Below are 15,053 nucleotides of genomic sequence, written 5' to 3'. Positions count from 1 at the left end.
GGGGATTACCTTATTTATTTACCGTCGTACGAAAAACCTGAGAGCCGTACAACTGCTCTTAGGCCATACGAAACTCGAAAGCACCGTCAGATACCTAGGGATTGATGTGGATGACGCATTGGTCATGGCTGAACAGACCGAGGTCTAGCGAGAACCAGCGACGGCTTAGCCTCTAGGCCGTCGCTATCCGTCCAGAGACGGACTTTCAGCGCAAGATGATATAGCGTCCTTACTCAGACGCGTCGAGTGAGCGCTTTGCCGAACGGAAACGGAGTAGCTCAAGGAGGCGCTTAACATCGCACGAAGCGTGATGTTAGTTATCTTCATTCCTGATCACGCACTGCCCTCAACACCGCATCCATACCACGGATAAGTTGAGCAGACACCTGCTTCCAAGCCGTCTTCGCCGATTTATCTCCAGAGGAATAACCCCACATATTTGATTCTCTGTGCTCAGCAACGAAGGGAACGGTAAAAGAGGTGCTCGATGGTCCGCGATTGTCTTGAATTTCTAAGTCTACCCAAGCCGCACCGTTCCACCACCCTTCACCGCTGAAGGAAGTTGCAAAAACGGATGAACTTTCTGATGCGGTACCAACAACTGCCCCCCATGGACCTGTTGCCGAAAATTGCGCGGATTGGATAGCATTGGCATAGGCGGCAGAAGAGATAATCCTACTATCAAATGATGCACCAAGAGTGACTAGCCTGATGCGGACGGCCACTCGACCAGAGGGGATTTCCTCGAAATACGGCGCCCATTCAAGATTAAATCCATAGATTCGGGTCAGGTCTGATTTTAGGACTTCAACTGCTTCTTACTGTGATGTAACGTTGCTTCTTCCATCAAAGACGGAAGCCATGATCGGGCTTTGAAGATTCAGCCCCTCTCTCGGTGCAGCCTCGATAGTTGGAGCGGTAGTACGCTCCGTGGCGCAGCCAGCAAAACTCATCGCCAGAGCGAAAGTGATAAGAATTGGAAATCTTGCCATACCCCCTCCCAGAAGATGTTTAACATCTCAGAATCATACCGCCGAATTATCAGTTAGGTCATGATTTCGAAAGAATGTCGACCACACGTCAACGACGTGATCAGCGAATTTTAGCGCTGGGTATCTGCCGCCATTCCATGAGACGATGATGCTCCACTCACCTTGCCCGTGGACTCCTACACCGTAACGACCCTTACCGTAGCCACTGGAGACATCGGAATATTCTACCGTAGGCTCGTATCGATTAATAACAAAGTGCTTGCTACCGTTTGCGAGATCACGGCACGCGCGTAACCATTGATCGGTTTTCGCGAGTTTCTCGCACTCTCGCTTCGCTAGGTCTGAGATCCCCGGATCATTCTGCACCCAATCGACTAAAGAATGCGCGGTGACCACAAAATTGAACAACGCGTCTGGCGTGGTATTGCTATTGAGGTCGGCCCAGTCTCGTTCCACCTTGCGAAACACGTCGAGCGAAGAATCAAACCCAATGGGAAAGCGCTTGCCAATTTTCGACATGTCGAGTGTGCCTACTTAATTTATCCTCATCGCTCTCTCGAGAAGAATATGATGAAGAAGATCAACTGCGGCAGAGGAACCCGTATGTGGAAAAACTCTTCCTGATTACGCATATGGCTCAGCCAGCTTCAGCAGCCGGTAAGGCATTGGCGGTGTTCTGGCCGCCACCGTCAGAAAGCGCGGCAGCATGGCCTTGAGGTCATAGCGCCGGTTGAAGCGGTACTCGAACTCGGCCAGGTAGCGCGGGGCATGGTGACCACGGATCGCATGGTAAGTGCCGGTGATGGCGTTCTTGACGTTGCCCAGCACGGTGTTGACCCAGTTGAACGCAGGGATCTGCGTGCTGGCACGGCCACTGCCGGTGATGATGCGCTCATGGGGGTAGTCCAGTGACGCGAAGGCCCGGAAACACACCAGGCCATCACTGACCACTCGACTACCGGGTACGATGGCGGCGCGGGCATAGCGGCGCACCTCGGCCAGGGTAAAGCCGCTCACGCGGCGCAACTGGACGCGCCGAGGGTGCCCCGCCTCATCGGTCTGCACCGCGGCGACGAACGGGAACTTGTGCTCGGCGCCGCGTCCGCGCTTTCCCGGCCGCTCGCCGCCCAGGTAGGCATCATCGATCTCGATGCGCCCGCCAAGCCGCTCGCTCTGGTTACGCTCGAGCATGACCTGCAGCAGCTTGTGTTTGAGCTTCCAGGCCGTGTTGTAGGTGACGCCGAGCTCCCGGGACAGCTGCAGCGCCGAAATGCCGCTCTTGCGCTGGGTGAGCAGATAGATCGCCAGGAACCAGGTGGTCAGCGGCAGGTGAGTACCATGGAAGATGGTACCGGCGGTGAGCGAGGTCTGATGATGGCAGTGATGGCACTGGTAGAGCCCGCGCGATAACCGGCAGCCGGTGGTGTTGCCGCAGTCGGGGCATACGAACCCTTTGGGCCAGCGATGCCGGTAGAGGGCCGCCCGGCACTGCGCTTCCGTGCCGTACTGCTCGAGAAACGCCGGCAACGACAGGCCGGCCTGGAACTGGATAGGATTACGTGCCATGACGCCGCCTCCTCTACTGGATATACCATCAGTGTAGGCCAGGCTGACGAGGTGGTGGCTGATCAACATGAGTAATCAGGAAACTCTTAGGGTCTCATCGTTATCAACATTTATCTACCTGACAGGAACCAATATCAATGTTCCAGTGCCAGAATCTCTCTCACGCACCTTGCCAGGGCCATATTCAACAACCCTTTCATTATCGAAAATCACGGTATAGTCCGTACGATCCCATGACCACCCACTGATAAGTCGGTTTGTATACTGAAAAGCCTCATAGTCTCCACTACGCCTGTAACCATCCGGCTCTCCAAGTTGAGATACAACTTCTTCTTTGGTCATGCCTTCGCTGACGCCTCGCATTCTTTCCCCTGTGGCACAAGCTTGGAGGAAAAAAGAGATTACAAGTATGATAGGAAGTATTTTCATTTGCTTACCTCACATCTAATTTATTCATTAGTTATTAAGGTACAAATTCTATTTGGGCTAAACGTGTCTGCTGCTATTTTTTTTGGCATGTCTCCTATGGGTCGATAGCAGCCTTTGAGAAACATCTAATTAACACTAGTTGAGCAGGTAGTGATTTGTCCAGAAAAGGTGGCCCTCCTATGGCCCACGACCTTCTGTTACTGAGCGATAGCGCTCCTAAGCACTTTGCTGTGCAGTCATCACGATGCACGCCATCACCAGCACATAGCGCACGGGATACACGCTCAACGCCTCTTTCCCCTCGTTGACCACACGCAGCGCGACGTTGCCCGTACCCAGTTCGTTGGCATAACGCCTGCCGGCGGGCTTTGTTCGCCACTGCACCTTGTGCCGCTGCGATGGCAGGCGCTTCTTCCACTCACTGAGCTGCTGCTTTGCGGTCAGTGGCGAGCGCGCAGTGGGAGTCACCTCGATATTGGCCCGCACCCCCGAGTGGAGACTCAGCACCCAACTGACAAATGCCAGCCCAGTATCGGCATCCCGTATCCACACGTGGCCCTCTGTCGCACGATGGTACGCGTAGAAGTAGCGCAAGTGCTCGAGCAGCACCTCGGGCGACTTTTCGTACCAGTCCCTCCAGATGACCTGGTACAGGGCGTTGATGATGCGCCGTTCCGATATGGCATGGGGGCGCGGCAATCGAGGCAGGTCGGTTTGCGCGTCAGTCTGTTGCTTGCCCTTGGTGGCTCGACAGTGGCGGTGGGCGCGGCTGCCGCGCCGCGTCCGTAGCGACAACACACGCCGCTCGGCCTCCATCAGCCGCGCCACCTCCCCTTCCCTCAAGCTGAAAATTCGCTCGAGCTCTTCAGGGGAGTAACGATTACGGGCATCCAGCAGGGTTTCCAGGCTTTCCAGCGAGAGGTGATGCAGGCGGTCGTGTTCCACAGGGGTGATGCCCGCAAGCGCCGGGAATGGTTGTGGCTCACGGTCCTCCACATCGGTGATAGGACACGCCTTGAAGGCCTTGCTCAACCATATCGCCGGCCGTTCGCCATAACGCTGCTTCCATTTGCGAACACGCGCGGGCTTCAGCCCCAGCAGTTCCGCCAGCGCTTCCAGCTCCACGGCTGGCGAGGGGCGGCGCGCCCCTTCCACCGAGTGCGGCTCGTGCTGCAGGTAATGCCCCATCAGCCACTCGGTGCAATGCAGGTAGCTGCGCAGGGTAACGTCCGGAGATGAATGCCCCATGACCTGGGCGATAAAGTGCAGCCCCTGGCGCGAGACCACGCCCCCGGTGATTTCATACCATAACGCGTTCAGGTGAGCCGGTGCCGCCCAGGGCGCCGGAATGCCATGGAATGCCAGCAGCAGATTGTTGGCCAACGAGTGGCGCAGATGGTGAAAGCGGACACTGGGATCCCCTGTCACGCGCCGCATCACCTCATGAATCGCTGGCGAGACCTTGTCGTCGCGCAACGGAGCCAGTGACTCACCGCCTTCGCCGAACAGCATGACACGAGGGTGTCGCGACATCTCCTGGCGATTGATGACGTAGTCCTTGAACGGCCCCAGCTCCTCCTCGGTCAACAAGTGGTGCAGGGGGAGCTGCCGACGCGAGCTGTAGCTCTTGTTGGCAACGTATTCGTTGTCACGCACCAATAGCACCACATCGGTATCCGGCACCCGTTTCTTGAGCTGGACATCGCAGATCTGGATCGAGAGTACCTCACCAATCCGTAACCCGGCACGAAACCCAAGGACGCAGACCCAGTAGCGGATCTTGCCCAGTATGCTGGGATCCATGAGTTTCAGCCTTTCGGCCACGAGCTGGTATTCAGTCTCCGAGAGGATGTTGGCATCGGCATGGTAGGTGACGCCCGCCCCACTGCCCACCAACTCCATCTTCACCTTGGCCAGCCCCAGCTCGCTGACCAGGAAATTGTGAAAGCCATGTAGCACTGTCCAGCGATAGTGACGGTTCTTCTCGGTTTTGCCCTCCTCGATGACCTGCTGATAGGCATCTACCAGCTCGGTGAGACGTGATGGCGAAAGCGGTGTATCACCGATGTACTTCAATATCGGCAGAGCGGATCCCAGATAGGTATGCAGCGTCGACTGCTTCCGTTTCATGTCCACGTGCAGGTAATACAGCCAACGACAGATCCATTCAGCAATGGGCACCATGCGCCGGGTCTCGGCAAGCGTCTCCTCCAGACGCGCGGTGATGGCAGCGTAGGTACGGCGCTTCGTCTCCCGCGTCGGGCTCAACCAACCACGCAGGCCCGCCAACAGCTCCCGTGCCTTGTAGATTGGCTGGTCGCGCTCCACCGGCATATCCGGTACAGCCGGCTGGCTGCCGGGGAAAGGTGGCCTCTCCTCCTCATCCTCCGCCAGCCCCGCGTGCTGGACATACCCACCCGACAGCAGCTGCTGCCACCGCGGCTCGTCGATGGATGTCACTGCATGCTTGCCGAGGGCACTATCCACCAGGTAACGCGGCACATGCAGTCGCAAGGCGGTAGCCGCCATCGCCTGACATGCTGGCAGCGTCATGCTCTTGTCCGCCCCCACGGCGCGGCAGAAGGCACTCCACGCAGTGGCAGAGAACTCCTTGGCAGTCTTGTAGGAGGTGGTCTTCGCCTGCTGCTGTGGGTCTCCATATCGGTCGAGATGCCGCATCAGCACCGCCAGCGTCGACGCTCCGAGCAGCCAGCGGCTGCGCGGTGGCACCGGTTCAGGCATATCCTCAGGCGGCGACTCATGTAGCAGGCACCAGGCCGTCCCACCGTAGGTCGCCAGCGTAGCTGCCGCCAGTGGCAGCGAGTTGACCGCCTTCCTGGCCAGCAGGCCATCACGGGTGATGGCCAGGTACATCAACAGTCCCCAGCTGATGTGCTCGGACTCCAGGCGCCGATGCCCCTTGAGCCCATTGCCTTGCTGCAGTAGGTCGTGGAATTGATCCGTCTGGAGGCCCTCCTCCACCAGGCGACACCAATCCCGATAGGCATTCAGTCTGACCAGTGCGTCAGGCGTAAATGGGCTGGCCTCCGGCTGCACATGGTGCATGGGCGCAGGCACCCTGACCTGCCAGCCCAGCTGCCGCTCTCCCTGGCGCAGCCCCTGCACCAGGAAATTCACCTTGTGGCGACTCGCGGCCGCTGAAGCGCCTGCCTTGCTCAGGATGTGATCCACCCACTGCTGAGGCAGGTCATCTGGCACTGTGATGTCGCGCTCACCGCTGACCAGCCCGGGATGAAACTCATTGACCTGGGCCAGCACCTCGAGCTGCCCCTGTTGCCGTGGCCGCAGCTGTTGCCGACGCCGCGCCTCTGCGCCGCCGGCGGCTTCCGGTAGCACCAGGAGATTCCAGCCCTTCCATACGGAGCTGAATGGCTCAGACATCTGCCATCCCCCTCTGCGGCGTCCAGCCGGCCTCACGACGCAGCTTTTCCATTACCGGCGCCAGCTCGGCAAACATCGAGACGGGCGACAGGGTTGAAAACGCCGCGAATGGCTCCTGTCCATGCTGGGCATGGCCCATGAATGCATTGACCAGCTCTCCACGACACCCTGCCGCCCGCAGTCGACTGCGCAGGTAATGCCGGCCAGCATTGATCGGCAGGCTGAACAGCGGCACTTGCCGACGCAGATTCACGGGAGATATTTTGACCATCTGCCAGCTTTCGCTGACGAAAAACAACAGCGGCACGTCAGGGCACGGGTCGCCCAATAATGACTCGATGTGATCGTACAGGGTGACCCGTTGATAGAGCTGCATCTGCAACACTTCCAGATGCCAGGCGTACAGGTGCAGCTGCTCGCGTAGCTGCGGCAACAGCCAGACAACCCGCGACTGGCTCATGCTCTCGTGTTCCTTGTCCGATATCACCAGCAGGCCGGTCTCGAGGTCGATCTCTCTCCAGCGAAACACCAGATCGTTGACCGCGCGATAGCCCGTGGCGAACAGCACCCAGAATGCGATATGAGCCACCAAGTGGTTATGCACCTGGCGCGCCGCCTCCTCACTGGGTGGTAACCGGCGGGCCGCTCTGAGCTCATGCTGCAGGTGGTCGACAAGCCGCCTCACAAGACGCGGCCGGATATTCAATTTACTGCCATGGTCCCCGGTATTCGATGGAGGCCGAACAGGCTCCAGAGCGTTCGCCTCCCCGATAGTGAGATGGCGATACAGGGCGTCACGCAGCGATGCCACGGCACGACAGAACAGTGACTCGAGATACGTCGCCGGCACGCTGTGGTAATGAGCTGCAACCTCGGTGACGGTGAAGGCATGCCCCGTCAACAGGTAGCCATCTACCCAGTCACTCGAGTGCCTGACGATCTCATCGAACAGCGTCTGGGAAATGCGCAGGGGAGTCAGCCGCATACGGTGAGCCCGATTGATCGTCGATACGGCCTGAGACATGGCGGTGTGGATGGCCTCCCGACGATCGGCGGGAAACAATTCAGCGTACCGTGAGCGTCTCTGATGCTGCCGCTGGATCCGCGAAATGAATTGTCCCACCCTCACCGGGAGGCCGATGATCACAACCTCATCGGTCAATGCAGGCGGCGCCTCGCCGGCGCGCTCCAGTAATCGCTTGGCGTCATCCTGAAGCTCATTTCGTGCCGCAGGCGAGGGGATCGGTAATACGAAGGCCTCCTCCTCCAGGAGATAGGCAAGCAGATCCTTACGATTTTTCGGCAGTGCCTGTCTTCCGGAATAGATGCGCATCGTCAGCAGCTGGTCGACCGGGCGGCCCAGCCACAACATCAGCATCAGGAGCACGCCAGCCAGCTCCCCATCGGCATCCCTGTCCTCGAATCTCTTCTTTCCTGCATAAAGGTCGTAGGCCTGCTGGGCAACGACAGCCAGCTCTATATGGCTGAGGCTGGCGTAGCGATATGGCAATCGCTGATTGTTACGGCTGATGTGGTGCAAATGGCCTTTTTGATACCGATACACGTCGACCAGGTCATGTCCCGCCGTCGGTGACGCTTTCCGCTCGACGAACGAGACCCCTCGCATTGTCTGCATCTCATCCGGATGCAGCCCGACCGTGCGTTGCCGGCGTTGCGCCGGAAGCCCCCCAGGAACCTCCATGACCTGAACCGAGCGCTCCGGCCCCTCCGGCTCAGGATCGTCCTCATCGCGCGACTCGACATGCGTTTCGGTGGAAGGGGGTGAGGCATGGCCTCCACCACCGCCGCCTCCCTGTCGAGACTTTCCCTGGTAGACCAGCACCTTGCGTACCAGCAGCTCGACGCCCTCCACACCATGCCTGGGCTCTCCTGCCTCGAGCAGATGCTGGGCGTGGTAATCCGTCAGGGCCAACTCGGCCGCAACGGGATTCAAAAGGCCCATCGGCTGGTTGCCGTTGGCGACCGAACGGATGACGCGACACGCCGCAGTAATTTCCGAGCCAACCCCGCCGCCATGCCGCGCCCGTTGCAGCGCCGCACAGGCGAGGACCGCACCCGCATGCTGCCAGTAGACCGAGCTGTCGTGGCACTCATTATCGGGAAGGAGGATCAGCATCGCCCATTCGGGGTGCTCGTTGATGATGCCGCGCTGACGCCCTGTACGGCTCCACCAGGAATCAGGGCTGCCGGGCACCCTGCCGCGGGCAAGAACCGCCACGATTCGGTCCAGCACATCCTGATAAGCCAGGATTCCTGTCCGGCTCTCGCCCTTCGACGCCTCTTCCTGCAGGGAGTGCATGACTCCCGGCGTGTCACACAAAGCCCTCAGGGCTTTCTGCAGGTTGGACATGACCAGCTCGAGATGTGTCATATCCTCAGGCGGGCGCAGGAGCTCCAGCAGCGACGCCACCTCACTGCTGGAAACCTGGCTCAGCTCTGCCAGACGCTCGACATCCACCGAAATATTCATCTCAACCTCTCTCCACCAATCTCTCCAGCTCACTCCTGCGAGAGCGCTTGTGGCGTAGCTTTCTATGCGTAATCCCCATGATTCGCTTGAGGTTCCGGGAGGCGTATTCCCGTGGGAGCCGTATCTCAAACTCCTTCCGCAGGGCACGAGTCAGCTCGGTGAGCTGTCGATAGACCCGCTCTCTGGCGTCGTATGAGTCAGGGCAATGCATCAACGAATCCAGCACGAGATGGAATAAGGCGGTTCGAACCAGCTCGACCTCACTACCGGACACCCGATGGACGGCGACCTCATCACCTGGTTCCAGCGCAGCACGGATGACCTGAAAACTGCGGAATCCACTGACGACCTCGTAGTGACGCTGCATCTGGCGAACACAGATCGGGTAGTGGAAGCCCAGCGCCGGGCAGGTGGCGTCCGCCAACCATTCGGAGACGGGGACGCGATTGGCCATCGCCAGGGAGGCCTCGTGAATTCTTCCCAGCCCTCCTGCAGGCACGTGGATTCTGGTCAGTGGCACGTTCTCCATGCACAGGCCTCATGCAGCATGATGTCTGTCCCATGCTACCAACCCTGACACGCATTTTTGTGAGGAATGACAAAGATTTTCCCAAATATCTGAACATCATATTTATCTAAAACACTACCTTTATTGCTATCCAATTTTATAAATAGATAGCAAATACCATTAAAAAACCCCCTTTCACATTGCATCTCACCCAAAAATACAGTCGATAGATGGTGTTTATTTTCTTCACTATCAACCCTTTAAACCCACCTCTCATCAACCTTTTCAGGGGGCACCACCCCACCCATCCAGAAGAAGATTGCATGGAAATACCACCATGATTTTGTGCCTTTCACCGAAGCCAAAAAGCCTCCTTACCCCCTCCTTCCCGACCGCCACTGACAGGGCCGATCACCAGCATGGGCACTCAGAATAGCGCCACCTGAGGTGTAAGAAGAATGCCCGAGGAGCACGTGATGGCAGAGGAGGGAACGAGAAGGGAGGTGCGGCGGTGGCAGCCAATCACTACCTGGCCGATAAACTGAACGTCCACGATGAGCGCGGCTGACTACGGTGCCTTGCTGGGCGCCGGAACAATGAAAGGCACAGGATTCACAAATCATCGCCAAATTGTGCTAAAGGTGGGCGATAATCACCTCGAAGGCCGGCTGGTGACAGGGAGTGTCGCGTGCAAGACGAGTTTTCGCTGCTGGAAGCCCAACAGCTTATCCATGAGCTGATCGCTCAGCGGGCTCCGCTGGAGCGCACCCTGGACGCCATTGCGAACTGGCTGAACATGGTGCTGCCCGACGCCACCGTGGCCTTCATGCGCTATGAGCCCAGGCGCTGCACCCTCAGCCTGCTACCCAGCCATCGCTTCTCGACGTTCTACACGAAGCGCCTGCAGGACGTGCCGGTGGCCCCCGGGGTCGCGTCCTTCGGCACGGCCGCCTTCGAGCGACGCCTGGTGGTAAGCGAGAACATTGCCACCGATCCACGCTGGGAGGCACTGCGAGAGGCGGCCTTGGCCGAAGGTTTGCGGTCCTGCTGGTCCAGCCCGGTGATGACCGCGGATGGAGCCTTGCTGGGCACCTTCGGGACCTACTACCCAACACCTCGCAAGCCCACCCCAGAGGGCCGCCGCTGGCTGCAGCGGGCGGCGGCGATGATTGCCCTGGCAATGCTGCGTGACAACGACATCCGCGAGCACCGCTCACTGTCGGAATGGCACCGCTCGCTGTTCGTCAATCACCCCGACGGGGTCTACGAGTTTGATCTGGAGGGATACATCCAGCGCTGCAATGCCGCGTTCGAGCGCATCACCGGCTATCCCGAGGCCGAGCTGATCGGACGGCATTACAACGAACTGGTCTACCCGGCCTATCGCCAACTTACCCGGGAGGGCTTCGCTACTGCCCGCCGTGGCGAGGCGATCACCTACGAAACCCGCGGCACCCACGCCGGGCAGTTCGTCTATGACCTTGAGGTCACCAATTTCCCCGTCACCATCGACGGAGAGATTGCCGGGGTGTATGGCGTATGCCGTGATATCACCGAGCGCAAGCGACAGATCGAGGATCTGCGGCTTCTCAAGCGTGGCTTCGATGCCAGCCCCAACGGCATGCTGATGGTGGATGCCCGTCGGCCGGACATGCCCATCGTATTCGTCAACCCGGCGTTCACCATCATGACGGGGTATCCCACTGACGAGGTCATGGGCAAGAACTGCCGCTTCCTGCAGGGCCCCGAGACCGACCCCACGGCAATCGCGGAGATACGTGCCGGGATCGCTGAACAGCGTGATGTCGAGGTGACCCTGCGCAACTACCGCCGCGACGGTACGCCCTTCTGGAACCACCTGATCGTCAGCCCGGTATTCGATGAGGAAGATCGCTGTACCCACTTCATCGGTATCCAGCAGGACATCACCCGCCAGAAGGAGCAGGATGCGCAGATTGCCTACCAGGCGACGCACGACCTGCTGACCGGACTGCCCAACCGCACCAGTTTCACGAATCGCCTGGAGGCGTCGTTTCACCAGTGCCAGCAGCAGCAAGCCGTGATGGCCGTGATGTACCTCGACCTGGATGGCTTCAAGCCGATCAACGAGGGCCTGGGCCACCATGTGGGCAACCAGGTGCTGGTGGCCGTGGCTCAGCGGCTGAAGGCACTGCTGGGTGACAACGACTCGCTGTCACGCCTGGTGGGGGACGAGTTCGGCATCCTGTTGCTGGATTACGACAATAGCGCCGTCGTCAAGGCGCTGGCCAAGCGTATGCTGGACGCCCTCGCCCAACCGTTCGAGGTCGACGGCCAACTGGTGCAGCTGAGTGTCAGCATCGGCATTGCCTGTAACTGTCTCAGTCCGGAGCAGCCCCATGAGCTGATGCAGCATGCCGACCTCGCCCTGCAGCAGGCCAAGCGTCAGGGTCGCAATACCTGGCAGTGGTATCGTGGCCGGCGGGTGGAGAGCACTCGGCACAGTGTGCTGATGCGCCACGACCTGCATGCCGCGTTGAAGGAGGACCAGTTCGAGCTGCACTACCAGCCTCTGGTAGACGCGGCCAGCGGGCGGATTCGCAGTGTGGAAGCCTTGGTGCGCTGGCATCACCCCCGCCGCGGCATGGTCTCGCCGGGTGAGTTCATTCCACTGGCGGAGCATACCGGACAGATCATCCCGTTGGGACGCTGGGTGCTGCGCCAGGCCTGCCAGGAGATGGCCGAACTTCAGGCACGTGATGGTAGAGCGCTACCCGTCGCGGTGAATATCTCCTCCCTGCAGTTTCACCGCGACGGCTTCCTGGACGAGGTTCGTCACATTCTCGCCACCACCGGCCTGTCACCCGAGCTGCTGGAACTGGAGGTGACCGAAAGCGTGCTGCTGGATGGTGCCGAGCCGGTGATCGAGCTGATGGAAACGCTCAAGACCATGGGGGTTCGCGTGGCGCTGGATGACTTCGGCACCGGGTTCTCCAGTCTCAGCTATCTGCGCGACCTGCCCACCCACAAGGTCAAGCTCGACCGCAGCTTCGTGCAGAAGACCCTGACGGACCGACGCACTGCAGCCATCGTGCAGGGTGTCATCACCATGGCTCACCATATGGACATGGTGGTGGTGGCGGAAGGGATCGAGACACCGGAAGAGCAGGAGGACATGGTGCGCCGCGAGTGCGACCTGCTCCTGGGTTTTCTGTTTGCCCGCCCCCTGCCGCTGGCGGCCTTGCGGCAACTGCCCGACTGCTTGCCAGAGCCCCGTTCTTGATGACCTTCCCGGCCACTATGCTGACTGCCTCATGGGCATACCATTGAACATCAACACTCTCTGGACACGCCTGACGATCGCCACGCTACTTCCGGTGGCCTTGGTCAGCATGACCCTGTACCCAATTTTTGCCTCTCACCTCGAGGAGCGTATCGACAGCAGCCGCCAGACGGCCGAAGCGTTCCTCGACTCCGAGTACGACATGCTGCTCAGGAGCATGAACGAAAGCTTCAACCAGGTGCTGGCCACCGCGGAACTCCCGCTGCTGCGGCAGTTTCTGGTTAGAAGGACCACTTCCAGAGCTCCGGAATGGGGTCCCGCCGCAGAGCAAGACTGGCATCAGATGGAGGCGTTGCTCGATTCGCTGATGACCCACTACGGCCGCTACACGCGACTGGCGGTGATCGACACTCGCGGGCTCAAGTGGGTCGCCACAGCGGCGTCGCCAATGCTGCCACGACCGCCGGTAGTGGCACACGAAGCCACGACCACCTACCAGGAGACCATGCGGCTACAATCGCGTGACCTGTATGTCTCTCCCCCGCGCCCGGGAGCCTCCGGGGACAGTGATGCCCCGGTAACCACGGTCATAGACATCGCCACACCGATCTTCGATGACCGTGGGCAACGCCTCGGTGTCCTACTGTTCACTCTCGACTGGTCGCAAATCACCGCCAACCTGCCGCATGCCAGGGAGGCGGGCCGCGGTGAAGTGCTGCTGGTAGATGCCCAGGGCAGATGGCTGCTACCCAGCGAAGAGGGTCGGGAAGATCAGTTCGGGGATTCGATAATCAGCCGAAGGCCAGGCATCTGGGCGGCCATGTCGGCACGCAACCAGGGCATGACCATGCTGAACGATCATCTGCTCGGGTTTCGCAGCCATGACATTCGCACCCAGCACTATCGCAGCCAGGCCGGCATGATAGTGAGCCAGCCTGAGTCGCAGCCCTGGCGCCTCGGCATCCTGATACCCAAACCCAGCCTGGTGGGGCTCCTGAAGCAGAACCCCGTACAGCAGCTGGCCATCGCCCTGGTCTATCTGCTGTCGGTGACTTTCGGTGTGTTCTGGGTGCTGAGCAACCATCACTTGCGCGGTCTGAGACAGCGTGCCCTGCAGTTCTCACGCGAGGCCCGACAGTACGCCGGCGAGGTACAGGATCTCTACGAGCACGCCCCCTGTGGCTACCACTCGCTCGACGGCGATGGCCGGGTGGTCAAGATCAATCGTACCGAGCTGGACTGGCTGGGCTATCGCGCCGACGAGGTGATCGATAAACGCTTCTACCGCGACTTCGTCACCCCCGAGACCCGGAGCGCCTTCGATGCAGCTTTCCAGAAGGTGCTGGGTGAGGGGCAGGAGGGAAGCGCCGAGTGCGAGCTGCTGTGTCGTGATGGCAGCCGACTGCCGGTAGCGATCCAGGCCACCGCTCAAGTGACCGAGGACGGCTTCCAGTACTCACGCGCCACGGTGTTCGACCTGAGCGAGCGCAAGGCACTGGAGGCTCGACTGGAGCAGCAGGCGCTCACCGACCCTCTCACCGGCCTGGGTAATCGCCGTTACCTGGAGAACCAGGCGGCCATGGAGATTGCTCGCGCCGAGCGCAGCGCGACTCCGCTGACGCTGATTGCCATCGACCTCGATCACTTCAAGCGCATCAACGACACCTACGGCCATGATGTGGGGGATCTGGTGTTGCAGGCCTTTGCCAATACGGCTCGCCAGGTGCTGCGCGACGGCGACGTGCTCTGCCGAATGGGCGGCGAGGAGTTTGCCGTGCTGCTACCGAGCACGACCCGTGAGGAGGCCCTGCAGATCGCTGAGCGACTACGCGAGGCAGTTGCCACCACCCCGGCCAGGGTCGGACTGGACTCAACAGCGGACGGGACATTGTCGTATTCAGCATCCTTGGGTGTCTCGCTGGTCAAGGCAGGTGAAACCTCATTGAAACCGGCGATCAAGCGTGCCGACCAAGGGCTCTACTCCGCAAAGCAGGCGGGACGTAACCGGGCGCATTGGGAGGGGGCGTGATGCACGAGAGTCATAAACGCCCGCTGGAGCTAGGGGGACGCTGATCCGGGGCGAGGGATATCGGACCAATACATCAGGTAGTGCTAATCCACCTACCATTACATCACACATCGCTGATATGAAGGGGTGGCCATACGGTCAAAAATGCGGCAAAACCCGCCTCTCATTTTGTGACAACACCGATGGGGGTAAAGTGATGTCGGTGGAGGTAACCCCCGCGTAGGATTTACCCCCAGAACCCTACAACCACGGGGCTTGGCGTGATATTGTGACAATCAACACAGGTTAGCGACAGCCTTGAAAATCCGGCTCATAACCCGAAGGTCGTCGGTTCGAATCCGGCCCCCGCTACCAAAGTAAGTATCCCCCGGCAA

General features: G+C 59.7%; 8 protein-coding genes. 2 read left to right on the top strand and 6 right to left on the bottom strand.

Features of this window, described 5'->3' with window-relative positions:
* Positions 1 to 323: 323 nt before the first annotated feature.
* The 6 genes from Q673_RS36385 to Q673_RS20730 all read right to left on the bottom strand — a co-directional run bounded on the left by Q673_RS36385 (position 324) and on the right by Q673_RS20730 (position 9,409).
* On the bottom strand, positions 324 to 725 hold the full coding sequence (locus tag Q673_RS36385; protein WP_152527056.1) for a hypothetical protein: 402 nt from the start codon (positions 723 to 725) through the stop codon (positions 324 to 326).
* A gap of 300 nt (positions 726 to 1,025) precedes the next feature.
* Positions 1,026 to 1,511, bottom strand: coding sequence for a hypothetical protein (locus Q673_RS36380; protein ID WP_152527055.1), 486 nt, complete (start codon positions 1,509 to 1,511; stop codon positions 1,026 to 1,028).
* Between the two features lie 105 nt (positions 1,512 to 1,616).
* Positions 1,617 to 2,558 (bottom strand): IS1595-like element ISHsp4 family transposase, encoded by a 942-nt coding sequence (locus tag Q673_RS20745; RefSeq protein ID WP_023004541.1) that lies wholly within the window; start codon positions 2,556 to 2,558, stop codon positions 1,617 to 1,619.
* A 645-nt stretch (positions 2,559 to 3,203) separates the two neighbouring features.
* On the bottom strand, positions 3,204 to 6,389 hold the full coding sequence (locus Q673_RS20740) for a tyrosine-type recombinase/integrase (RefSeq protein ID WP_023004540.1): 3,186 nt from the start codon (positions 6,387 to 6,389) through the stop codon (positions 3,204 to 3,206).
* Positions 6,382 to 8,880: a hypothetical protein gene (locus Q673_RS20735; protein ID WP_023004539.1), complete on the bottom strand. Its 2,499-nt coding sequence runs from the start codon at positions 8,878 to 8,880 to the stop codon at positions 6,382 to 6,384. Before Q673_RS20735 ends, Q673_RS20740 begins: the two co-directional genes overlap by 8 nt.
* Position 8,881: 1 nt before the next feature.
* Positions 8,882 to 9,409, bottom strand: coding sequence for a hypothetical protein (locus Q673_RS20730; protein WP_152527053.1), 528 nt, complete (start codon positions 9,407 to 9,409; stop codon positions 8,882 to 8,884).
* Between the two features lie 667 nt (positions 9,410 to 10,076).
* Here Q673_RS20730 and Q673_RS20725 point away from each other — a divergent pair.
* Together Q673_RS20725 and Q673_RS20720 are read left to right on the top strand one after the other, a co-directional pair.
* The gene (locus tag Q673_RS20725) at positions 10,077 to 12,650 is read left to right on the top strand and encodes a sensor domain-containing phosphodiesterase (protein ID WP_023004537.1); all 2,574 of its coding nucleotides are present in this window, start codon (positions 10,077 to 10,079) and stop codon (positions 12,648 to 12,650) included.
* Positions 12,651 to 12,693: 43 nt separating this feature from the next.
* The gene (locus Q673_RS20720; protein WP_043524047.1) at positions 12,694 to 14,679 is read left to right on the top strand and encodes a sensor domain-containing diguanylate cyclase; all 1,986 of its coding nucleotides are present in this window, start codon (positions 12,694 to 12,696) and stop codon (positions 14,677 to 14,679) included.
* The last annotated feature ends 374 nt before the right edge of the window (positions 14,680 to 15,053 follow it).

It is taken from the genome of Halomonas sp. PBN3 (genome assembly GCF_000475415.1).
Lineage (GTDB): Bacteria > Pseudomonadota > Gammaproteobacteria > Pseudomonadales > Halomonadaceae > Halomonas > Halomonas shengliensis.
This window is presented reverse-complemented; position numbering and strand designations above follow the sequence as displayed.